Annotated in this window: 19 protein-coding genes; 13 read left to right on the top strand and 6 right to left on the bottom strand. The window is 68.0% G+C overall.

The window, feature by feature from the left end:
* Positions 1 to 4: 4 nt before the first annotated feature.
* On the bottom strand, positions 5 to 1,312 hold the full coding sequence (locus I0K15_RS12640; RefSeq protein ID WP_230374110.1) for a calcium-binding protein: 1,308 nt from the start codon (positions 1,310 to 1,312) through the stop codon (positions 5 to 7).
* Between the two features lie 108 nt (positions 1,313 to 1,420).
* Positions 1,421 to 2,005 (bottom strand): TetR/AcrR family transcriptional regulator, encoded by a 585-nt coding sequence (locus I0K15_RS12635; protein ID WP_196101868.1) that lies wholly within the window; start codon positions 2,003 to 2,005, stop codon positions 1,421 to 1,423.
* Between the two features lie 95 nt (positions 2,006 to 2,100).
* Here I0K15_RS12635 and I0K15_RS12630 point away from each other — a divergent pair, with 95 nt between their 5' ends.
* The 3 genes from I0K15_RS12630 to I0K15_RS12620 are packed head-to-tail and all read left to right on the top strand — an operon-like array spanning position 2,101 to position 5,196.
* A complete protein-coding gene (locus I0K15_RS12630) occupies positions 2,101 to 3,330 on the top strand; it encodes an HlyD family efflux transporter periplasmic adaptor subunit (protein ID WP_196101867.1) in 1,230 nt (409 codons plus the stop codon).
* Positions 3,327 to 4,496 (top strand): ABC transporter permease DevC, encoded by a 1,170-nt coding sequence (gene devC, locus I0K15_RS12625; protein WP_196101866.1) that lies wholly within the window; start codon positions 3,327 to 3,329, stop codon positions 4,494 to 4,496. The genes I0K15_RS12630 and devC overlap by 4 nt, the downstream gene beginning before the upstream one ends.
* Before the next feature lies 1 nt (position 4,497).
* Positions 4,498 to 5,196, top strand: a complete 699-nt coding sequence (locus I0K15_RS12620) for an ATP-binding cassette domain-containing protein (protein WP_196101865.1) — start codon at positions 4,498 to 4,500, stop codon at positions 5,194 to 5,196.
* Between the two features lie 6 nt (positions 5,197 to 5,202).
* On the opposite strand, the gene I0K15_RS12615 is transcribed toward I0K15_RS12620, so the two are convergent.
* Both I0K15_RS12615 and I0K15_RS12610 read right to left on the bottom strand, forming a co-directional pair.
* Complete coding sequence (locus I0K15_RS12615; protein WP_196101864.1) at positions 5,203 to 7,956, bottom strand: [protein-PII] uridylyltransferase; 2,754 nt, start codon at positions 7,954 to 7,956, stop codon at positions 5,203 to 5,205.
* A gap of 7 nt (positions 7,957 to 7,963) precedes the next feature.
* Positions 7,964 to 9,190 carry a penicillin-binding protein activator gene (locus I0K15_RS12610; RefSeq protein ID WP_196101863.1) on the bottom strand — a complete coding sequence of 409 codons (1,227 nt, stop codon included), beginning with the start codon at positions 9,188 to 9,190 and terminating at the stop codon, positions 7,964 to 7,966.
* Positions 9,191 to 9,301: 111 nt separating this feature from the next.
* Here I0K15_RS12610 and rsmI point away from each other — a divergent pair, with 111 nt between their 5' ends.
* The 7 genes from rsmI to I0K15_RS12575 all read left to right on the top strand — a co-directional run bounded on the left by rsmI (position 9,302) and on the right by I0K15_RS12575 (position 15,203).
* Complete coding sequence (gene rsmI, locus I0K15_RS12605) at positions 9,302 to 10,147, top strand: 16S rRNA (cytidine(1402)-2'-O)-methyltransferase (protein WP_196101862.1); 846 nt, start codon at positions 9,302 to 9,304, stop codon at positions 10,145 to 10,147.
* Between the two features lie 122 nt (positions 10,148 to 10,269).
* On the top strand, positions 10,270 to 10,614 hold the full coding sequence (locus I0K15_RS12600; protein ID WP_230374109.1) for a YraN family protein: 345 nt from the start codon (positions 10,270 to 10,272) through the stop codon (positions 10,612 to 10,614).
* Positions 10,615 to 10,645: 31 nt separating this feature from the next.
* The gene (locus I0K15_RS12595) at positions 10,646 to 11,248 is read left to right on the top strand and encodes a BON domain-containing protein (RefSeq protein ID WP_196101860.1); all 603 of its coding nucleotides are present in this window, start codon (positions 10,646 to 10,648) and stop codon (positions 11,246 to 11,248) included.
* Between the two features lie 40 nt (positions 11,249 to 11,288).
* Entirely contained in the window at positions 11,289 to 12,230 is a 942-nt protein-coding gene (gene gshB / locus I0K15_RS12590) for a glutathione synthase (RefSeq protein ID WP_196101859.1), read from the top strand.
* Complete coding sequence (locus tag I0K15_RS12585; RefSeq protein WP_196101858.1) at positions 12,230 to 13,207, top strand: alpha/beta hydrolase; 978 nt, start codon at positions 12,230 to 12,232, stop codon at positions 13,205 to 13,207. The genes gshB and I0K15_RS12585 overlap by 1 nt, the downstream gene beginning before the upstream one ends.
* Positions 13,208 to 13,209: 2 nt before the next feature.
* On the top strand, positions 13,210 to 14,298 hold the full coding sequence (gene hisC, locus I0K15_RS12580) for a histidinol-phosphate transaminase (RefSeq protein WP_196101857.1): 1,089 nt from the start codon (positions 13,210 to 13,212) through the stop codon (positions 14,296 to 14,298).
* Positions 14,295 to 15,203, top strand: a complete 909-nt coding sequence (locus I0K15_RS12575; RefSeq protein WP_196101856.1) for a prephenate/arogenate dehydrogenase family protein — start codon at positions 14,295 to 14,297, stop codon at positions 15,201 to 15,203. The genes hisC and I0K15_RS12575 overlap by 4 nt, the downstream gene beginning before the upstream one ends.
* A gap of 129 nt (positions 15,204 to 15,332) precedes the next feature.
* Here the strand turns inward: I0K15_RS12575 and I0K15_RS12570 are convergent, their stop codons facing one another.
* Positions 15,333 to 16,343, bottom strand: a complete 1,011-nt coding sequence (locus I0K15_RS12570; protein ID WP_196101855.1) for a DUF2125 domain-containing protein — start codon at positions 16,341 to 16,343, stop codon at positions 15,333 to 15,335.
* A gap of 69 nt (positions 16,344 to 16,412) precedes the next feature.
* Between I0K15_RS12570 and I0K15_RS12565 the strand changes: the two genes are divergently transcribed.
* Complete coding sequence (locus tag I0K15_RS12565) at positions 16,413 to 16,982, top strand: gamma-glutamylcyclotransferase (protein WP_196101854.1); 570 nt, start codon at positions 16,413 to 16,415, stop codon at positions 16,980 to 16,982.
* Here the strand turns inward: I0K15_RS12565 and I0K15_RS12560 are convergent.
* Complete coding sequence (locus I0K15_RS12560; RefSeq protein ID WP_196101853.1) at positions 16,951 to 18,039, bottom strand: hypothetical protein; 1,089 nt, start codon at positions 18,037 to 18,039, stop codon at positions 16,951 to 16,953. The two genes, I0K15_RS12565 and I0K15_RS12560, sit on opposite strands and share 32 nt — an antisense overlap.
* 290 nt (positions 18,040 to 18,329) lie before the next feature.
* On the opposite strand from I0K15_RS12560, the gene I0K15_RS12555 reads away from it, so the two are divergent.
* Entirely contained in the window at positions 18,330 to 19,400 is a 1,071-nt protein-coding gene (locus tag I0K15_RS12555; RefSeq protein WP_230374108.1) for a biopolymer transporter ExbB, read from the top strand.
* Entirely contained in the window at positions 19,400 to 21,190 is a 1,791-nt protein-coding gene (locus I0K15_RS12550) for a peptidoglycan -binding protein (RefSeq protein WP_196101851.1), read from the top strand. Before I0K15_RS12555 ends, I0K15_RS12550 begins: the two co-directional genes overlap by 1 nt.
* The last annotated feature ends 2 nt before the right edge of the window (positions 21,191 to 21,192 follow it).

Here is a 21,192-nt window from a genome sequence, read left to right as displayed (position 1 = left end):
CCTGTCAGAGGAGGAAGTCGTCCTCGGTCAGTGTATCGGTGAAACCTGCGAGTACGATCAGGGAACCGGGATCCCCCGGATCGGCCTCTTCCAACAGGATTTCCGTGCGGTCGGCGAATATCTGGATATCGAGATCGTCGAAGCTTTCGTTAAACGCTGTCAGATCAATGAGATCCTCCCCCTGGGTGAAGTCGGTGATCGTGTCCCGGCCCGCATCATTGCGGAACCGGAAGGTGTCAGACCCGGCCCCTCCGGTCATCACGTCGTCTCCGGTGCCGAAATCCAGATCGTCAAACTCCGTGCTGTCGGCGATCACGTCGTTGCCATCACCGCCGATCATCGTGTCATCTCCGGCGGAGCCGTTCATGAAGTCATTGCCGGCGCCACCGTCGAAGAAGTCATCGGTCGGTCCCTCGGTCTGACCATCGACGCCAAAGAAGCGGTCGTCGCCATCCTCGCCGAACGCGCGGGTCGTGAGTTCGCCAGACGTGAAAATGACGTCGTCACCTGAGCCGCCGAAGATGATACCGCCGGCATCCGCTTCTTCTCCGCTCGAGATGGTATCGTTGCCCGACCCGCCTTCGATCGTATCGGCACCGCCGAACCCGTCGATGACATCGTTGCCGCTGCCGCCGAGCAGAACATCCGCGCGGAAGGAACCGTTGAGGACATCGTTGCCGCCCAGACCCTCCAGCCGTGCGGCGGCATTGCTGGCTGTGATCACGTTGGATCCGTTCGTCCCGATCACGTTCTCAACGTTCACGATCGACTCGAAGACACCGTTGGCGAAGGTCGCGCCCGTAGGCCCATCCCCGTCCGACGCATTCAAATTGATATCCACGTCCGCCGACGTATAGGAGAAGTCGACCGTGTCGATCCCCGCGCCGCCATCGAAGCTGTCGATGCCGAGGCCGCCGATCAGGGTGTCGTTGCCCTCGTTGCCGTAGAGCACGTTGTCGTCGTCGCTGCCGGTGATGAGGTTGTCGCCGGTCGAGCCCACCACGTTCTCGAAGCTGAAGATCCGCTCGAGCACGCCGTTGAAGAACAGCGCGCGGCCGGTCTCCAGATTGATGTCGACATCGGCGCCCGTGTAGTCGAAGTCGATCGTGTCGACGCCGGCCCCGCCGCTCATCGTGTCGACGCCCAGCCCGCCGGAGATCGTGTCATCTCCGCCAAGCCCGATGATGCGCTCCGGGGCGCTGCCGCCGAACAGGCGGTCAGGACCCTCGGTCCCCTCCAGAACAACTTCCATAACGAATGCTCCCATACACGTTAAACGTGTGCGCAAGGTATCATGGAGCACCGATTGCATTTTCGGAATTAAGCTAGACTTTTCAGTGTATTGTCCGCATTTGTCATGCGGATTTCAGCGTGTGAAATGACGTGCCGCGAGACTTGATCGGAAGCCCCTGAATACACGCTATGCGTGTTCTTCCGCGCGGATCCCGTTGAGGATGATGTCGAGATGCGCGCCCAGGAACTCTTCCTTGTCGATCGGGGCGAAGCGGTTGAAGGTCATGCGGTAGATGGAGAGGAACACCGCCGGTGCGATCACCAGCTCCGGCGTCTCGATTGCGGGACTGGGGCGCAGATCACCTCGTGCTACGCCGCGCCTCAGGACGCCCTGCATCAAGGCGCGGCCCTGGGTGAAGGCGACCTTGTGGTAGGTCTCCAGAAGCTCCGGAAAACGCCCGCCCTCCGCGATCAGGAGGCGCATGATCGACATCAGTTCCGTGTCGATGAAGTGGTCGTAGGCAAGCCCCAGGATCAGCCGCAGCGCCTCCTCCGTCGTACCGTCGGCAAGCTCCACCGCTTCGGAGGCTTCGCGGATCGTGCGGGTGATCGTGTTCTCGATCACCTCGGTGAACAGCGCCTCCTTGTTGTCGAAGTAGAGGTAGATCGTGGGTTTCGAGATCCCGGCCCGCTCCGCAATCGCGTCGAGCCGCGCGCCTTCGTAGCCCATCTCGGCGAACTCGCTGAGGGCAGCGGACAGGATCTGGGCCATCCGATCTTCTTTCGGCAATCGGCGGGGGGCTGGGGTTGCTTTGCTCACATCTCCTTCCTAACTTACTGACCGGTCAGTAAGCAAGAGGTGCACCGATGACCGAGACCGCCGACGCAACGCGCCCCGGCCTGCCTCTCGAGGTAGTCGAGCGCGACGAGGGGGGTGCGCGGCCCGCGCGCCGGCGCCGCCGTCTGATCTTTCGCGCGGTCTTCCTCGTGCCCTTCGTCATGATCCTGCTGTCCATCGGCGGCATCGTCGGCCTCTACTACCAGCCGCCCAGCCTGCAGCGCTTCTTCGAGGCGACGGGGCTGCAGCCCGGCGGCGGCACCTCGCACCCCATCGCCCTGCCCCCCGATGTGGAACTGCCCGAGGACATGGCGCAGACGCTGCAGCCTACCGATGTTGTGGGCCTCGCGCGCCTGATGCCGGAGGGCGACAAGACCATCGTCGCCCCACCCTTCGGCGCAGGGGACGCACGGCTCGCCGAACTGCTGGTGAGCGAGGGCGATACGGTCGTGCGCGGCGACCGGCTCGCGATCCTCGACAATCTCGACGTGCTGGAAAGCGCCGTGCTTTCCGCGGAGGCCGACCTCGCCGTGCGCGAGGCTACGCTGATCCAGACCCGCCAGTCCGTCGCAACCTCCATCGAGGAGGCGCGCGCCGATGTGGAGCGGGCCGAGGCCGCCTCGGAGGTGGCGGAGATCGAGCTGCAGCGCACGACCTCCCTGCGCGATCGCGGCGTGTCCACCCAGGCATCCTTCGACCAGGCGCAGGCCACCGCGCGGGAGGCGGATCGGGAGCTTGCCCGCACCCGCGCCACCCTCTCGCGCTACGAGACCGACAATATCGACGAGCAGCCCGACGTGCTGGTCGCCCAGCGCAACGTGGATGCAGCCGAGGCCGACCTCGCCCGCGCGCGCCGGGACCTGTCGCAAGGCGTGGTTGTCGCGCCCATCGACGGCACGATCCTCGACATCTTCCTCCAGCCCGGGGAGCGGCCGGACAGTGAGGGCATCCTGGAAATGGGCAACACCGCGCAGATGATGGCCGAGATCGAGGTCTTCCAGTCGCAGATCCGCGGCGTCGATGCAGGCCAGGCGGTCGAGCTGGTCGCCGACGCTCTGGGCGAGACGCTCTACGGCACGGTGGAGCGGATCGGGCTCACGGTCGGGCGGCAGGACGTCGTCTCCGACGACACGGCGGCCAATACCGATGCGCGCGTGATCGACGTGCTCGTCCGGCTCGACACGGCGAGCTCCATCATCGCCTCGCGCTTCACGGATCTCGAAGTCATCGCCCGGATCGACACGAGGACCGCGCAGTGATCGCGCTTCTCACCCGCCTGATCGGGCGGCTGCCGGTCGGCTGGCTGCAGCTCACCCATTCCAAGGGGCGGCTCTTCGCGGCGCTTGCCGGGGTCGCCTTCGCCGATGTGCTGGTGCTGGTGCAGCTCGGGATCCTCGGCGCGCTCAACAGCACGATCATCCAAGGCTACGAGATGTTCGAGGCGGACATCATGATTTCCGCCAACGATGCCAACACGATGACCGAGGGCAGCAACGTGCCGCGCCAGTACCTGTTCGAGGCGCTTGCCGATCCGGACGTGGTGGACGGCACGACCCTCTTCATCGGATTCCGCGACTGGCTCCACAACAACAACGACCGCTCGCTGCAGGTCTTCGGCGTGGATACGGAGAAGTCGGGCTTCCTGCGGCCCGACCTCGCCGCCCAGATCGCACCGCTGCGCCTTGCGGACTACGCGATCCTCGACCGGATGACGCGCGGTTTCACGGCGGAGGAAGCCGCCGCGGTCCGCCCCCAGACCCCGATGATCTTCGAGTTGGAGGGCCGGACGGTCACCGTTGTCGACACGTTCGAGGGCGGCGTGGGCTTCGCCGCGGACGGCTACATGTTCGCCTCCGACCAGACCTTCCTGCGGCTCTTTCCCAACCGCAGCACGGGCGCACCGAACCATGTCCTGCTGCGCACCGCCCGCGGCGCGGATGCGGAGGCCGTCGCCGCCCGCCTGCAGGAGCGGATCGGCGACCAGATGCGCGTGCGCACGTTCGACGCGGCAGCGCAGGAGGATCTGAGCTACCAGACCACCGAGCGGCCCACCGGCATCATCTTCGGCTTCGGCGTCGTGATCGGCATCATGGTGGGGATCGTCATCGTCTACCAGGTGCTGGCGACGGATGTGGCCGACCACCTCAAGGAATACGCGACCTTCAAGGCGATGGGCTACTCGCAGGGCTTCTTCCTAGGCATCGTGCTGGAGGAGGCGCTGGTCCTCGCCGTGCTCGGCTTCATTCCCGGGGTGGTGATCGCCCTCCTCCTCTATGCGGGGATGGAGGCGATGACGGCGCTGCCGATGTCGCTGACCATCACCACCGCGGTCGCGGTGCTGATCGGGACAATCGTGGCCTGCGCGCTGTCGGGTGCGGTGGCGACGCGGCGCCTCGCCTCGGCCGATCCGGCGGACCTGTTCTGATATGAACATCTCGAACGCCCCTGCCCCGATCGACGTGCGCAACCTGAACCACTGGTTCGGCGCGGGCGACGCGCGCAAGCAGGCGATCTTCGACGTGAATGTCAGCATCGCGCGCGGCAGCCTTACGATCCTGATGGGACCCTCGGGCTCCGGCAAGACGACGGTGCTCACGTTGATGGGCTGCCTGCGCGACGTGCAGGACGGCTCGGTCAGTCTCCTGGGCTCCGAGCTTAACGGCGCAGGCGAGAAGCAGCAGGTCCAGCTCCGCCGCCGCCTCGGCTTCATCTTCCAGGCGCACAACCTGCATGACAGCCTGACCGCGCGGCAGAACGTGCTGATGGGCCTGCAGGTCCATGGCCGCGCCCGCGATCAGGCGTTGGAGAACGAGGCGGCGCGCCATGTGCTGGAGCTCGTGGGCCTCGGCGACCGGGTGGACTACCTGCCCGCCAACCTCTCCGGCGGGCAGAAGCAGCGCGTGGCGGTGGCCCGCGCCCTCGTCGGCAATCCCGAGATCGTCTTCGCCGACGAGCCCACAGCCGCCCTCGACAAGGAAAGCGGGCGCAACGTGGTGGAGATGCTGAAGGCCCTGGGTCGCGAGCGGGGCACCACGACCGTCATGGTCACGCACGACAACCGCATCCTGGAGCTCGCCGACCGGATCATCACGCTGGAGGACGGGCGCATCGTCTCCGACAAGTGAGCCCGCTCAGCGCGTTCCCTCCGGCCGCCGCATGACCGCATCGCGCAGCGCCCGCTCCACCTGCCGGCGCTTGCTTTCGGAGGTGAGCTTCATCCCGAACAGGTCCTTCACGTAGAACGTGTCCACCGCCTGCTCGCCATAGGTCGCAATGATGGCGGAGAAGATGTTGACGTTCGACGCCGCCAGAGCCCGCGTGAGGTCGTGCAACAGTCCCGGCCGGTCGCGCGTGTCGACCTCCACGATGGTGAAGAGGTCCGAGCCCTGGTTGTCGAAGCGGATGCGGGTCGGAACGATGAAGTCCTTTTCCCGCCGCTTGATCTTGTCCTTGGGATCGAGGGCGGCGCGCGCCACGACCTCGCCCATCAGGGTGCGCATCACCGTGTCCCGCAGCCGCTTCAGTCGCGCCTTCTCGTAGGGCGTCTCGTCCGCGTCCTGGATCCAGAAGACCGAGATCGCGTAGCCGTCCGAGGTGGTGTAGGTCCGCGCGTCGAGCACGTTGGCGCCCACCAGCGCCAGCGCGCCCGCGAGCCGGGCGAAGACGCCCGGATGGTCTGCGTTCACGAAGGTCACGCGGGTCGCGTCCCGCTCCGGATCCTCCACGAAATCGCTTTCTACCCGGTCATCGTCTACCGCCGGGATCATCCGGGCCACACACACCTGCGTCGCAGTGGAGAGCCCCAGCCAGTAGGGCGTGTAGTGACGCTCGAGCTCGGCCTGCATCTGCTCCGCCGGCATGTCGGACAGCGCCTCGGCAAGGGCCGCCTTCGCGTCCTCCTCCCGCTGGTCGCGGGTCGGGCTTTCGAGGCCGTCGGTCAGGTAGTCGGCGGTGTAGGAATAGAGCTGGCGCAGCAGCGTCGCCTTCCAGTTGTTCCACGTGTTCGGCCCCACCCCGCGAATGTCGCAGACTGTGAGGACTAGCAGAAGCCTGAGCCGCTCCATGCTCGCCACGGTCTTGGCGAAGTCGCTGACCGTGCGCGGGTCGGAAATGTCGCGCTTCTGCGCCGTGTCGCTCATCAGGAGGTGGTGGCGCACCAGCCAGACCACGAGCTCCGTATCCGCCTCGTCCAGCCCGAGCCGCGGGCAGATCTCCGCCGCCATCTCGGCACCGAGTTCCGAGTGATCCTCCGACCGGCCCTTGCCGATGTCGTGGAGCAGCATGGCGACGTAGAGCGCGCGGCGATTGATGTCCTTCGCCATGATCTCGGTGGCGTAAGGCAGCTCGTCCTCCAGCTCCCCGCGCTCGATCTTCGACATGACGGAGATGCAGGTGATCGTGTGCTCGTCCACCGTGTAGTGGTGGTACATGTTGAACTGCATCATCGCGACGATGCGCCCGAATTCCGGCAGGAAGGCCCCCAGCACGCCGGTCTCGTTCATCCGCCGCAGGCCCCGCTCCGGGTTGCGGTTGCCCACCAGCAGATGGAGGAAGATCCGGTTGGCGCGTTCGTCACCGCGGATCTGCTCCAGGAGGTCGAGATTGGCGGTGGCGAGCCGCAGCGCGTCGGGATGGATCAGCGCCCCGGTCTCCACCCCCACCTGGAAGAGCCGCAGCAGGTTCACCGGATCGGCGAGAAACGCATCCGGATCCTCCACCGTCAGCCGCCCGTCTGCGAGCGCGAAGCCATCGGGCGTCCGATCTCGGGAAAAGAGCCCGCCGATCGCCCGGCTCAGCGACGGGCGCTGCTTGATATGCGTCGCCTCCAGCGCGACGAGGAAGATCCGGCTGAGCTCCCCGACCGAACGGGCGTGCAGGAAATAGACCTGCATGAACCGCTCCACCCCGCGCTGGCCGTCCGCATCCTCGAACCCCATCGCGCGGGCCACCTCGACCTGCATGTCGAAGCCGAGCTGCTCCGTCGCGCGCCCGGCGGCGAGGTGCAGGTGGCAGCGCACCGACCACAGAAAGCTCTCGGCCGCGGAGAAGATCGCGTACTCGTCTTCTGAGAACACGCCCTTGTCCACCAGCGTGCGGATGCTGTCGACGTTGTAGAGGTACTTTTCGATCCAGTAGAGCGCCTGCAGATCGCGCAGCCCGCCCTTCGATTCCTTGACGTTGGGCTCGACGAGGTAGCGCGACCCGCCGTTCTTCTCGTGCCGCGTCTCGCGCTCGGCGAGCTTCGCCTCCACGAAGGCGGGGCCCGTGTCGCGGAATAGCTCGTCCCAGATCCGGGTGTCGAGCTCGGCGGACAGACTCTCGTCGCCCCAGATCAGCCGCCGCTCCAGCAGCGAGGTGCGGATGGTCATGTCCTCGCGCCCCAGCCGCAGGCACTGCTCGATCGTGCGCACCGACTGGCCGACCTTCAGCTTGAGATCCCAGAGGAGGTAGAGCACCGCCTCGATCAGGCTCTCGCCCCAGGCGGTCTGCTTGTAAGGCGTGAGGAACAGCAGATCGACGTCGGAGAACGGCGCCATCTCCGCCCGCCCGAAGCCACCGACGGCGAGCACTGCAATGCGCTGGCTTTCGGTCGGAGTCGGGTTGGGGTGCAGCCAGCGGGAGACGACCTCGAGCGCCGTGCGCACCAGCCCGTCCATCAGGCGGCTATAGGCGCGCGCGGCCTGCGGCCCGCAGAGCGGCGCATCGGCAAGGGCGGCCGCGATGCGCGCGCGGGCGGTCTCCTGCACCGCGCGCAGCTCGGCCAGCGCGGTCTCCCGATACTCGGCCGCCGTTGAGGCATCGCTCGCCGCGATCCGCGCGATCAACGCCTCCGGCTCGATCACCCGCCCCGCCAGCTCGAATTCGCTGGCGGACGGGTCGGTCATCGCCGGGTCAGAAACCGGCGAGTCCGAATGCGGCTGGGGCGGGATCAACAAGCTGGGGTCCGTCACGGCTCACTTCCATGATCGCGAGCGCGCGTTCGTTGCCGCCATCGGGCCGGAAGCGGAACGCGCCCTCCACCCCGGCGAAACCGGCGGGGCTGGTGATGTTCTGTGCCGCGAACACGTTGAAGTCGCCGGTCTGGCGGGCCTCCGCGATCAGGGCGGCAACCGCAGCAATACCATCATAGGCGAGCCCCGCAAGCGGATGCGGCTGACTGCCGTAGCGCGAGGCGTAGCGCGCGGCAAAGGCTTCGGCCCGCGCCGGGTCGGCCACGGTGTACCACGCGCCGTCCAGCGCACGCTCGGCCGCGATGGCCCCGCCCGACAGCTCCTGCAGGCCCATGACCTGCACGTTGTCCACATCGAGGCCGTAGAACGGCAGGAAGGATGCGGCATAGATCAGGCCCGTGCCGCGATCCGACATCACGACCGCATTGGCTCCGGCGGAGGTCATGGCGCTGGTGAACGCCTCACCCGCCGCCGGGATACCTTCCCGTGACCGGGGGTAGGAGGCGGACGCCACGAGCTGCGCATTGGTCCGCCGGGACGCGGCCTGCACGGCGTTGAGCGCCGCCTGCCCCTCGGCATCCTGCGTGTAGATCACGCCTGCCCGGTTGCGCCCCTGCGCCGCGGCGAAGGAGAGCATGCGCGCCGCACTGTCCTCGAAGGTCTTGCCGAGAATGTAGACGTTCTGCCCGGCCACGGCGGGATTGTTGGAGAAGGCGAAGACCGGCACGCCCGCCGCCTGCGCCGTCGGCCCCACCTGCGCGACGGAGGTTGAGAAAAGCGGCCCGACGATCACATCGGCCCCCTGCGCGATCGCCTGCGCCGCCGCCCCGCCTGCACGACCAGCATTGCCGCCGGTCGGGATCACCTGAAGCTGGATGTTGACGCTCGACGCATCCGCCACGGCCAGCCGCGCCGCCTGCTCCAGCGAGCGGCCGATGGCGTCCCGCTCCGCATTGCCGCTGCCCGTGGGCACCAGCAGGGCCACCTGCACCGGTCCGTTCGGATCGACCTGGCCGGGGGCCAGAACCGTGCGCTCTGGCGCGGTCTGCGTAGGCGTGGTCGTCGTGCGCTGTCCGGGCTGCTGGACGCATCCGGCCACCAGCGCGGCGAGAGCCATGGCCGCTCCAGCGCGGAAAATCCGGGTGACGGCGGTCGGTGTTTCGCGCATCATGCGCCTCCTGTCTCGTTCGGGCCGCGCGGCAGGCCGGCGGGTCGGGACCGGCATGGTAGTCTGCGGCCCGGCCGGGGCAAAGCCGGAATTCGCCAGTGGACCCCGCCGATGCCTGACCCGATCGAACCTGCCCTCCATCTCGTCTCCACCCCGATCGGTGCGGCGCGCGACGTGACGCTGAAGGCGCTCGACGTGCTGGCGGGCGCGGATGTGCTCGCGGCGGAGGATACGCGGACCCTGCGCAGATTGATGGAGATCCACGGCATCGCGCTGAACGGCCGGCCGCTCCTGCCTTATCACGACCACAATGGCCCGGCGCAGCGGCCGAAGCTGCTAGCCGCGCTGGCTGAGGGCAAAAGCGTCGCCTACGCCTCGGACGCCGGGACGCCGCTGGTCGCCGATCCGGGCCTGCAACTCGCCCGCGCGGTGATCGAGGCCGGATACGAGGTCCGCACGGCCCCCGGTGCCTCGGCCCTGCTCGCGGCCCTTGCCGTGGCGGGGCTGCCCACGGACCGCTTCCTCTTCGCGGGCTTCCCGCCACCGAAGGCCGGCGCGCGGCGGCGCTTCCTAGAGGAGATCGCGGCGGTGCCCGCCACGCTGGTCTTCTACGAGAGCCCGCGCCGGCTCGCCGCCGCGCTGGCCGACATGGCCGAGATCCTCGGCGGCACCCGCGATGCGGCGATCTGCCGGGAACTCACCAAACGGTTCGAGGAGGTGCGGCGCGGGACCCTCACGGACCTCGCGCGTACCACCGAAGATCCTCCCCGCGGCGAAATCGTCCTCGTGATCGGCCCGCCCGAAGCAAAAGCCGCCGACGACAAAACCGTCGAGGATCTGTTACGCAGCGCGCTGGAAACCATGCGGACGCGCGACGCAGCCGATGCCGTGGCACGGCAGACGGGCCGCCCCCGCAAGGAGATCTACAAGATGGCGCTGGGATTAAGGGATGATTAGGGGAATCGTGGTCTGACGGTGTCATGTCAGTCGAACCGAGACAGCTCGATTTCCTTGAGGCGCTAGATCGCCCGCCGATTCCGGTACCGTCGCCGGATCTGGCACGCCGACGCCGAGGTGCCTTGGCCCACGCAGCCGGCGAGGCGGCCGAGGAGGCCGCCCTGCGGCTCTACCGGATGCAGGGCGCTCGGCTGGTCGCACGGCGGTTCCGGCGGCGCGGCGTCGGGGAGATCGACCTGATCCTGGAACTCGGCGGCAGGCTCGTCTTTTGCGAGGTCAAATCCCGCCGCACGATCGAGGAGGCCGCAGCCGCCATCACACCCCGGCAATGGTCACGCTTGGAGGCGGCGGCGAACGCCTATATCATGGAACACGGAGTGAGCGCACGGACCGACCTGCGCTTCGACGTGGTCCTCGCCGACCGCCATGGCGGCGTCGAGATCCTGGAGAACGCTCACCCGTACTGAGGCATGGATACAGGCGGAAAAGGGATCGAGCATGTCTTTCTTCAAACGGGGGCCGGGCGTGATGCTCGCCTTTGCGCTGGCGGCGGGCGGATGCGCTCCGCTGACGGTTGGCGGCATCGCCACGGGGGCGGTCACCGCCGCCCAGGAACGCAGCACCGGTGAGGCGCTGACCGATACCGAGATCAAGGTGCGGATCAACAATGCGCTGCTGCAGACGGATGCCAGCCTCTTCGGGCAGGTCTCCACCGACGTGACCGAGGGCCGCGTCGTCCTTCTGGGCGCCGTTCCGAACGAGGCACGGCGCCAGCAGGCGGAGGAGATCGCGCTCTCCGTGCAGGACGTGCGCGACGTGATCAACGAGCTCATCGTTGCGGATCGAGGCTTCGGCGACCTCGCCAACGACGCGCGGATCAGCAACACGGTGCGCTTCCGCCTCCTCGATCTGGAGGACGTGCAGTTCGTGAACTACAGCGTTGAAACGGTGAACGGTGTGGTCCATGTGATGGGGCTGGCGCAGGACGCCGAGGAGCTGCGCAAGGTCACCGATGCGGCCGCCCGGGTCTCCGGCGTCGAACAGGTGGTCAGCCACGTACTGTTCGTCGACGATCCGCGGCGCCGGCGCGACAATACCTGAGCGCCCGGTTCCGGGTGCTCCGTCCCGGAAAGGAGAGGCGATGACGCTCAAGGTCGCCGTTCAGATGGACCCGCTCGCCGATGTCGACATCGATGCGGACAGCACGTTCCGCATCATGGAGGAGGCGCAGGCGCGCGGGCACGAGCTCTTCGTCTACACCCCGAACGGGCTAAGCTGGCGGGAGGGGCGCGTGCTCGCGCGCGGCCATCGCGTCTCTCTCCGGCGGACCCATGGCGATCACTACGACGCGGAGCCCGAGACCGAGGTCGATCTCGCCGACTGGGACGTGGTCTGGCTGCGCCAGGACCCGCCCTTCGACATGAGCTACATCACGACCACGCATCTGCTCGACTTCGTCCACCCGGGCACGCTGGTGGTGAATGACCCGACCTGGGTGCGCAATTTCCCGGAGAAGCTTCTGGTGCTCCGCTTCCCCGACCTCACCCCACCCACGCTGATCGCGCGCGACCTGCAGACCCTGCGCGAGTTCCGCGCCGAGCACGAGGACGTCATCCTCAAGCCGCTCTACGGCAATGGCGGCGCGGGCGTGTTCCGCCTGACGCCGGAGGACCGCAACCTCGCCTCGCTGCATGAGCTCTTCTCCGGCATCAACCGCGAACCCCTGATCATGCAAAAGTTCCTGCCCGCCGTCTCCAAGGGCGACAAGCGCATCATCCTCGTCGATGGGGAGCCGGTCGGCGCGATCAACCGGGTGCCCGCGGCGGGCGAGACCCGTTCGAACATGCATGTCGGCGGCAAGGCGGAGAAGGTGGAGCTGACCCCGCGCGACCGCGAGATCTGCGAGGCCATCGGACCGACCTTGCGTGATCACGGGCAGATCTTCGTCGGCATCGACGTGATCGGCGACTGGCTGACGGAGATCAACGTGACCTCCCCCACGGGCCTGCAGGAGCTCGAACGCTTCGACGGCACCAATGTCACCGCCCGCATCTGGGAGGCCATCGAGGCGCGGCGGACCTGATGTCGATCCAGCTTGCCCTTCTCAACACCTACCTGCGCTGGATCGAGAAGCCGCTGCTCGCGCGCGCACCCGACGATCCGATGCGCCTGCGCGCGGGCATGAAGCGCACCGCGGATCGCGTCTTCCGCTGGCCGGAGACGGTGCGCCAGCACGGCGATTTCGTGCCCGGCCCCTATGGTTCGATCGAATGCGTCTGGATCATACCCGACGGCGCGCCGCAGGACCGGATGATCATCCATTTCCACGGCGGCGCCTTCCTGATGGGCTCGCCCGCGACGCACCGGCACCTTGCCGCCGCCCTCGCGGAGCGCACCGGTCTGCGCGTGCTGCTGCCCCATTACCGCCTCGCGCCGGAGCATCCGTTCCCCGCGGCCGTCGAGGATGCGCGGGCCGTCTGGCAGGCGATGCTCGAGAAGGGGCTCTCCCCAGACCGCATCGGCCTGACCGGGGACAGCGCGGGCGGCGGCCTTGCCCTCGCGCTCCTGCACAGCCTCTGCATCGAAGACGCCCCGCGGCCCGGCGCGCTCGCCCTGATGAGCCCGTGGACCGACATGACGCTGTCGAACGAGAGCCATCACCGCAACGCGCTGCGCGAGGCGATGCTGCCCACCAGCCGCATCGGACAGGCGCGCGACATCTACATGGGCGGCGGCCCGGCGGATGATCCCACCGCCTCGCCGCTCTTCGGCACGTTCCGTGGCGCGCCGCCCGTGCTGATCCACGCCAGCGCCGCCGAGGTGCTGGAGGATGACGCCCGCCTCATGGCGGCCCGGCTCGAACGCTTCGGAACGGATGTCACGCTGGAGATCTGGAACCGCACGCCCCATTGCTGGCACCTGTTCCACGGCTGGCTGCCGGAGGCCGACGAGGCGCTCGACCGCATCGGCAGCTTCCTGCGGCATCATCTCGACGCCGAAGCGCTGGAAAAGGCCGAGCGCCCGCGTTACGAGGAGCTTCGACCTCCAGCGAAGGCCTAGAAATGACCCACCAGATCGCCCCGCAACCCGGCATTCTCGACGTGATCCCCTACCAGGGTGGCGAGAGCAAGGTTCACGGCGCGAACCGCGTGGTGAAGCTCAGCTCCAACGAGAACCTGCTCGGCCCCTCGCAGCGCGCCATCGACGCCTACCGGCGTGTGGGCGACGGTCTCAACATCTATCCCGACGGCAGCCACGCGGAGCTGCGCCGCGCGATCGGCGAGGTGCACGGCCTCGACCCCGCGCGCCTGATCTGCGGTGCGGGCTCGGACGAGATCCTGAGCCTTCTCTGCCAGGCCTATGCCGGGCCGGGGACGGAGCTCGTCCACACCGAGCACGGCTTCGCGATGTACGCGATCTACGGCAAGGTCGCGGGCGCGACGCCCGTGGTGGTGAAGGAGAAGAACCGGGAAACGGATGTCGACGCGCTTCTCGCCGGCGTCACGGACAAGACCCGCCTCCTCTTCGTCGCCAACCCCAACAACCCGACGGGCACGCTGATCCCGGATGCGGAGATCGCACGGCTCGCCGACAGCCTGCCGCCGCATGTCCTCTTGGTGCTGGACGGCGCCTATTCGGAATTCGTGCGAGAGCCGGGCTATCAGCCGCTCTCGATCGTCGAGGGGCGGGACAACGTGGTGATGACCCGCACCTTCTCGAAGGTCTACGGCCTCGGCGCGCTTCGCATCGGCTGGGCCTACGCGCCCGCCCACGTGATCGACGTGCTGAACCGGGTGCGCGGTCCGTTCAACGTGACGGCGGCCGCACTCGCGGCGGCGGAAGCGGCGGTGCGCGACACCGAGTGGACCGAGCACTGCGTGATCCAGACAGAGATCTGGCGCGAGTGGCTGGCGCGCGAGTTGCGCCGCGCGGGGATCGAGAGCGATCCCTCGCACTGCAACTTCATCTGCGCCCGCTTCCCCGACGACGCGACCGCGAAGGCCGCCGACAAGGCCCTGCGCGAGCGCGGACTGATCGTGCGCGACGTGTCGGGCTACAACCTGCCCGGCTCGCTGCGCATCACGATCGGGGACGAAGCCTCGATGCGCGGCGTCGCCGACACGCTGACCCGGTTCATGGCCGCGCGATGATCTACCGCCGCGTCGCTCTCATCGGCCTCGGCCTGATCGCCGGGTCCATCGCGCTGGCCGCGAAACGGCGCGGGCTGGCCAGGGAAGTCGTGGGCACAGCCCGCACGGCAGAGACCCGCGCCACCGCAGCCCGCATCGGCCTCGTGGATCGCGTGACGGAGACGGCGGTCGAAGCGGTCGAGGGCGCCGAGCTCGTCATCCTCTGCGTCCCCGTCGGCGCGATGGAGGCTGTCGCGCGCGAGATCGGCCCGAAGCTGGCGCCCGGAACCGTCGTCTCCGATGTCGGGTCTGTGAAACAGGCGGTGACCGACGCCGTCGCGCCCCATCTGCCCGAGGGCGCCGTCTTCATCCCCGCCCACCCCCTCGCAGGCACTGAGCATTCGGGCCCGGAGTCCGGCTTCGCGACCCTCTTCGAGAACCGCTTCTGCGTGCTGACCCCTCATGATGCGCCGCGCGACGAGGTCGCCCGCTACCGGCAGTTCTGGGAGGGCATGGGCGCCAATGTCGACGAGATGGATCCGGCGCACCACGACCGCGTGCTCGCCGTGACCTCCCATGTGCCGCACCTGATCGCCTACACCATGGTCGGCGTGGCCGACGACCTGCGCCGGGTGACGAATTCCGAGGTCATCAAGTACTCCGCCGCGGGCTTTCGCGACTTCACCCGGATCGCGGCGTCCGATCCCACGATGTGGCGGGACGTGTTCCTCAACAATACCGGTGCGACGCTGGAGATCCTGGGCCGCTTCACAGAGGAGCTCTTCGCCCTGCAACGCGCGGTGCGAAAGGGCGACGGGGAGCACCTCCACGACTACTTCACCCGCACCCGCGCCATCCGCCGCGGGATCCTGGAGGCCGGGCAGGACACCGACGCACCCGATTTCGGACGGGTGAAGAAGGACTGATCTCCGTCGGGAGGGCCTGCCGGGCGATAGGTTGGTTCTGTACGCTACCACCCCGGACTTGATCCGGGGTCTCTTGCTGCCAAGCGCAACCGAACGGTCCCGGCGCTTCGGCCGGGACGGTCCCTCCTTCTACCGCCGCTGCAAGCGCGGCGAGGGTCCCAGGATGATCGGACCGAGCCGGGTCAGACCGTCGCGAAACTGCAGCGGTGCCGACAGGCTGCTCGGATCGCCGCTGGTGCGCGCCAGCAGCCGCAAGCCGAAGACCACGGCCTGCGCATTGCCTTCGGGAATCGCTCCGTTCGCGACGCCAAGCTGGATCATCTCCTCCCAGTTCCGCGCGCGGATCGTCATCTCGCCCTCGGCGAGGCCCTGCGGATCCGCCGTCACCTCCCCCAAGGCCCGCAGGTCGAGCGCACCCCAGGTCGCACTCGCATCCGCCACGTCGAGCGCCACGACATCCGGCAGGTCCTGCTCCAGCGCCGTGAGGCTGAGCGCCGCGTCGAAGGTCGCGACCGCGTCCAGATGCACCACGTCGAAGATCGGGGGCAGGATATCGCCCGGATCGATCCGGCCGCGCAAGTCGTCGGAGAGCGTCATCTCCGTCAGCGACAGGCCCAGCCGGTGCGTGGTCCCGTCCATCGGTTCCGCCGTATCCGTGGCCGCCGCGACCTGCGCGATCGCGGCCGTCCAGCCTTGCGTGCTCTCGACCGAGACCTCCTGTCCCTCGATCCGCGAGCGGCTGAGCGTGAAGGAGCCGTCGGCGGTCACCGCGGCCGACGCGCGCAGCACCTCGCCCTGCACCGCCAGCCGCTCGAAGGGTGTGGCGACCGTGTGCACACCGGGCCAGGCGAGGATCAGCTCGAAGGGCCGGTAGCTCAGCGTCAGCATTTCGAAACGCGGGCCGGACCAGCTCCACCCGCTCTGCGGATCGGCAAGCTCGACCCCGGTCAGGATCGTGTCGATCCGGTTGGGAAAGCCGGTGATGGTCAGGTCGTCATACTCCGCCACCCAGCCTTCGGCCGCGCGGGCCGCGAACCAGGTCTCCACCGCATCGCGGCGCAGGTCGGCACTGACCCACCAGTAGCCCGACCAGCCGAGGGCCGCGATCACGATAACGATGATGAGCGCGCGCATCTGCATGGCGATCTTCCCCCTCTCGATCCAAGCGCAGGACCGGCCTATAGCATGGGAACGAAAGGACGGTAAGCAATGGACCTCACGCAACTCTGGGTATTCGGCTACGGCTCGCTGATGTGGAACCCCGGCTTCGCCCATGCCGAGCGGCAGGTTGCCGAGCTGCCAGGCTTTCGCCGCTCGTTCTGCATGCGCTCTGTCGAGCATCGCGGCACGCCGGAGGCTCCAGGCCTCGTGCTGGCGCTGGAGGAACATGCCGGCACGTCCTGCCGCGGCGTCGCCTTCCGTCCGGAGGCCAGCGCGGCGGAGCAGACGCTCGCCTATCTGCGGGAGCGGGAGCTGGTGACGTCAGCTTATCTGGAGACCGCACAGGAGGTACATCTCGACGACGGGCGGCGCGTGACGGCGCTCACCTACGTGATGGACCCGCACCACGTGCAGTACGCCGGCGGGCTGCCGCTCGCTGAACAGGCAGAGATCATCGCACGCTCCACCGGCGGTCGGGGACCGAACGCCGACTACCTCTTCGCCACAGTGGATGCGCTGAAGGAGCTCGATATCGCCGATGTCGAGCTGGAGGAGTTGGGCCGCCGGGTGGCGGCCCATCCGAAGATCAACGGGCGGCGAGCTGCCGCGACACGATAGAGAACCACTGCCCATCGCCGCGCATCTGCTCCAGCCCCCGGTTGAGGCGGGAGATGGCGCGCACGCCGTCCGGGTTGGACTGGTTGGCGACCGCATGCAGCGTCACACCCCGCTCCAGCGCGGGCACCGGCGCGACCTGCGCGCTGAGGCCCCGCTCCGTGATGATGTCGCGCGCGTCGGTGAACGGCATGCTGATGAGGTCGACCTCACCGGCCAGCAGCGCATTGAAGCAGCCGCCATTGTCCGGGCGGCTGACCAGCGCACCACCGCGACCCGGCAGACGATCGGCCTCCAGATCGAAGGTGAACAGGTCCTCGGGCCGGCAGATGCGGGCAGAGGACAGTTCCGCGGGCTCGGACGCACCGGCAAAGCTGTTGCCGTTCAGCGCCCAGGCCGTCATCCGGATCTCGTGGAACGGCTCGGAGAACGCGTATTTCGCGCAGAGCTCGATCATCTCCACCGCCAGCGTCTCGATGACGTTGCAGTTCGGACGGATCGACGGGAAGCCCACGTCGTAGGCCTCGCTGCCCATCGCCATGAGGAACGCGAAGTTGTCGGTGACGAGCGTCGTGTCCACCTCGGCATCGGGCGCGATGCGGCCATAGGCGGTTTCCAGAAGCTCGGTCGCAAGCCCACCGTTCGGCAGGTTCGCCCCCGAATAGGGCGCGTTTCCGTCATAGGTGACGAAGCGCACGTCGGCCGGACCGCTGAGGTCGATCTCGGGCTCCGGCTCCTCGGGCACCAGGGCCGCGATGGTGGTTTCCGGCTCGGGCTCAGGCTCAGGCGCCTCGGTGACCCGCTCAGGCGCGGGCTGCGGCGGCGTCGCCTCGATCACGACCGTGGACGCGGCCGTACCCGTGTTCGAACAGGGCAGATCGATCACGTCGCCCACCTCGATGACGTTCGGGTCGAACCCGATCACGTTCCGGTTGGCTTCGAAGATCGGGCGGAAGTTGCCGTTGCCATAGGCGCGCTCGGTAATGCCCCGCAGCGTGTCGCCCGACTGAATGATGTAGGGCTCGCAGGGGACTTGCGCGGCGGCGTCTGACGCTACCATGACCGTTGCCGCCCCCGCGGCCATGAGGAGAGATGACCGTCTCACACGTACTATCCCGAATAAGTTTTGTTATTAGGTGTAACTGCACACCATGACCGCATGGCTTACAAGTGCGGTGCGGCAACAATGCGGCACCATGTTGCCGACCGTCCGCGGGACCGCCGAACGTCGTTGGATTGCCCGCGCACTGCGCGTAGGATCGCGAAAAAAAGCGGACTACGCGGGGCAGTATGATACTGGAAACCGACAAAGAGCCACACTTTTCGCAGCCCATACGCCAGGTGCTGCTGATGGTTCTCATCCTCGGGCTGACGGGCGCAGGTGCGTTCCTGATATATGGCTCGGTCGCATCGGTGTTCTTTGCGAACATCTATCTCAACGGCTTCATCCTCGGGGTGTTCGTCGTGGGCGTGCTCGCCTGTTTCTGGCAGGTGCTCACGCTGATCAGCGCCGTGAACTGGATCGAGGGCTTCGCGCTCAACCGGCCCGGCCATGAATTCGTGCAATCGCCACGGCTTCTCGCCTCGCTTGCCGCGTTGCTCAAGGACCAGCGGGCGCGGCGGGGGCTGACGGCGAACTCCACCCGCTCGATCCTCGACTCGGTGGCGACCCGCCTCGATGAGGCGCGCGACATCACGCGCTACATCATCAACCTGCTGATCTTCCTCGGCCTTCTGGGTACGTTCTACGGCCTTGCCACGACCGTTCCGGCGGTGGTGGAGACCATCCAGGCCCTCGCCCCGTCCGAGGGCGAACAGGGCATCGCCGTCTTCCAACGCCTGATGACCGGGCTTGAGAGCCAGCTCGGCGGCATGGGCACCGCCTTCGCCTCCTCGCTGCTGGGCCTCGCCGCCTCGCTCGTCGTGGGCCTCCTGGAGCTCTTCGCGGGCCATGGCCAGAACCGCTTCTACATGGAGCTGGAGGAGTGGCTGAGCTCCATCACCCGCATCGGCATCTCGACCGAGGGGGAAGGCGGCGCGCAAGGCCCCATCGCCTTCGACCTCGAAGGTCTGGGCGAACTGATGCGCCGGGCCGAGGAGCGGCGGGCCGAAACCGACGCCCGCATCGGTGAGCTGATCAATGTCGTCGCCGGTCTCGCCTCCCGCATCGACAGCGGCCAGAACGGCAGCTCCAGCGAGGACATCAACCGCCTCGTCGCAAGCCAGGAGCGCATGACCGCCGCCGTCGAGGCGCGAGAAGAAGAAGCGGGTGCCCTCGATGCAGAGACGCGGATGCGCCTCAAGAACATCGACGTCCAGCTCCTGCGCGTGCTGGAGGAACTGGCCGCGGGCCGTCAGGACAGCGTGTCCGAGATCCGGGCCGAGATCGCGGCGCTCACCTCCGCGGTGAGGGGCGACTGATGGCACTGCTCCGCCGTTCGGGCCAGCGTTTCACGGCCAACATATGGCCGGGCTTCGTGGACGCGATGACCGCGCTCCTGCTCGTGCTGATGTTCGTGCTGACGATCTTCATGGTCATGCAGTTCGTCTTGCAGGAGACGATCTCGGGCCAGGGCCGCCGGCTGGAGGAGCTCTCCACCGAGCTTGCCACGCTGGCCGAGGCACTGGGGCTGGAGCAGCAGCGCACCGACCAGCTCGAAACCGAGGTCGGCACGCTGACCGGCTCCCTCGATGAGGCCAACGAACTGGCAGAAACGCAGCGCCTCCTCATCGCATCGCTAGAGGCGGAGGCCGCCGACGCCGCCACCCGCATCGCGAGCTTCGAGGAGCAGGTGGCGAGCCTTCTGGCCCGCAACACCGACCTCACCGCCTCGCTGACCGCATCGCGGGACGAGGCGGCCGCGCAGGCCGAAGAGCTCACCGCGAGTGCCGAGGAAATCGCCCGCCTGCGCGACGAGAGCACCGAGCAGATCAGCCAGATCGAAGCCTTGCAGCTCGCCCTCGCCAGCGCCCGCGACGAGATCAGCGCGCAGGAGGAGGCCGCCCGCCTCGCCGCCGCACAGCGGGAAGCGCTCGACGCCCTCGTCGCCGATTTGCGCGCCGAGGCCGCCGAGCAGGAGGTCTCCCTCGCCGAGCTCTCCGCCGCACTCGACGAGACGCGCAACGCCAATACCGAGCTTCAGACCGCCCTCGCCGACACCCGCGCCGAGCTGACGGAAGAGGAGCAGGCGCTCCTCGCCGAACAGGCGGCCGCCGCGCGCCTGCGTGAACAGCTCGCCAATGCCGAAGGCGCGTTGACCGAGGAAGAGCAGGCCCGCCTCGCCGAGGCCGCCGCCGCCGAGGCCCTGCGCGAGCGGCTGCAGAACGCCGATGCCGAACTCACCGCCATGACCCTCGCGCTGGAGGAGCAGCGCCGCGAAGCCGAGGAGACGCTCACACTACTCGCCGCCGCCGAGGCCGCGCGCCAGATCAGCGACCAGGCGCAGGCCGACCAGGTCAGCGAGCTCGATCGCCAGCGCGCCCTGCTCGCCCAGGCCAACCAGCTCCTGACCGAGCAGCGCAGCGAGACCGCGGATGCCCGTCGGCAGATCGCGCTTCTCAACCAGCAGACCGCCGAGCTGCGCCGCCAGCTCTCCGGGCTGCAGAACCTGCTCGACGCCGCGGCCGAGCGTGATGCGGAGAACCAGGTCCAGATCGAGGCGCTCGGCTCCCAGCTCAACACCGCGCTCGCCCAGGTCGCCGCCGACCAGCGTCGCCGCGCCGAGCTGGCCGAGGACGAGGCGGAGCAGCTACGCAACGCCCGCTCCGAGTTCTTCGGCCGCCTGCGCGAGATCCTCGGCAATCAGGAGGGCGTGCGCATCGTCGGCGACCGCTTCGTCTTCTCCTCCGAAGTGCTGTTCGAGATCGGCTCGGCGCAGCTCGGACCCGAGGGGCGCCAGCAGATCTCCGACGTGGCGAGCGTCATCCAGCAGATCTCCGGCGAGATCCCGGAGGACATCGACTGGATCCTGCAGGTGAACGGCCATACCGACCGCATCCCGGTCAGCACCGCGTCCGCCTATGCCGACAACTGGGAGCTCAGCCAGGCGCGCGCGTTGTCGGTGGTTCGCTACCTCCAGCAGGTCGAGGGCATCCCGCCGAACCGACTCGCCGCGACGGGCTTCGGCGAGTACCAGCCGGTCGATGAGGGTTCGAGCTTCGAGGCGCTGGCCCGCAACCGCCGAATCGAGCTGAAGTTCACCCAGCGCTGACG

It is taken from the genome of Pontivivens ytuae (assembly GCF_015679265.1).
Lineage (GTDB): Bacteria > Pseudomonadota > Alphaproteobacteria > Rhodobacterales > Rhodobacteraceae > Pontivivens > Pontivivens ytuae.
The sequence above is the reverse complement of the archived record's forward strand: the minus strand, read 5'-3'. Positions and strand labels throughout refer to the sequence as shown.

What these genes read in the sequence shown, in the direction of transcription:
- I0K15_RS12640 (WP_230374110.1), bottom strand. Translation starts at nt 1,312, where the DNA reads ATGCAATCGGTGCTCCATGATACCTTGCGCACACGTTTAACGTGTATG.
- I0K15_RS12635 (WP_196101868.1), bottom strand. Translation starts at nt 2,005, where the DNA reads ATGGCCCAGATCCTGTCCGCTGCCCTCAGCGAGTTCGCCGAGATGGGC.
- I0K15_RS12630 (WP_196101867.1), top strand. Translation starts at nt 2,101, where the DNA reads ATGACCGAGACCGCCGACGCAACGCGCCCCGGCCTGCCTCTCGAGGTA.
- I0K15_RS12620 (WP_196101865.1), top strand. Translation starts at nt 4,498, where the DNA reads ATGAACATCTCGAACGCCCCTGCCCCGATCGACGTGCGCAACCTGAAC.
- I0K15_RS12615 (WP_196101864.1), bottom strand. Translation starts at nt 7,956, where the DNA reads ATGACCGACCCGTCCGCCAGCGAATTCGAGCTGGCGGGGCGGGTGATC.
- I0K15_RS12610 (WP_196101863.1), bottom strand. Translation starts at nt 9,190, where the DNA reads ATGCGCGAAACACCGACCGCCGTCACCCGGATTTTCCGCGCTGGAGCG.
- rsmI (WP_196101862.1), top strand. Translation starts at nt 9,302, where the DNA reads ATGCCTGACCCGATCGAACCTGCCCTCCATCTCGTCTCCACCCCGATC.
- I0K15_RS12595 (WP_196101860.1), top strand. Translation starts at nt 10,646, where the DNA reads ATGTCTTTCTTCAAACGGGGGCCGGGCGTGATGCTCGCCTTTGCGCTG.
- gshB (WP_196101859.1), top strand. Translation starts at nt 11,289, where the DNA reads ATGACGCTCAAGGTCGCCGTTCAGATGGACCCGCTCGCCGATGTCGAC.
- I0K15_RS12585 (WP_196101858.1), top strand. Translation starts at nt 12,230, where the DNA reads ATGTCGATCCAGCTTGCCCTTCTCAACACCTACCTGCGCTGGATCGAG.
- hisC (WP_196101857.1), top strand. Translation starts at nt 13,210, where the DNA reads ATGACCCACCAGATCGCCCCGCAACCCGGCATTCTCGACGTGATCCCC.
- I0K15_RS12575 (WP_196101856.1), top strand. Translation starts at nt 14,295, where the DNA reads ATGATCTACCGCCGCGTCGCTCTCATCGGCCTCGGCCTGATCGCCGGG.
- I0K15_RS12570 (WP_196101855.1), bottom strand. Translation starts at nt 16,343, where the DNA reads ATGCAGATGCGCGCGCTCATCATCGTTATCGTGATCGCGGCCCTCGGC.
- I0K15_RS12565 (WP_196101854.1), top strand. Translation starts at nt 16,413, where the DNA reads ATGGACCTCACGCAACTCTGGGTATTCGGCTACGGCTCGCTGATGTGG.
- I0K15_RS12560 (WP_196101853.1), bottom strand. Translation starts at nt 18,039, where the DNA reads ATGGTAGCGTCAGACGCCGCCGCGCAAGTCCCCTGCGAGCCCTACATC.
- I0K15_RS12555 (WP_230374108.1), top strand. Translation starts at nt 18,330, where the DNA reads ATGGTTCTCATCCTCGGGCTGACGGGCGCAGGTGCGTTCCTGATATAT.
- I0K15_RS12550 (WP_196101851.1), top strand. Translation starts at nt 19,400, where the DNA reads ATGGCACTGCTCCGCCGTTCGGGCCAGCGTTTCACGGCCAACATATGG.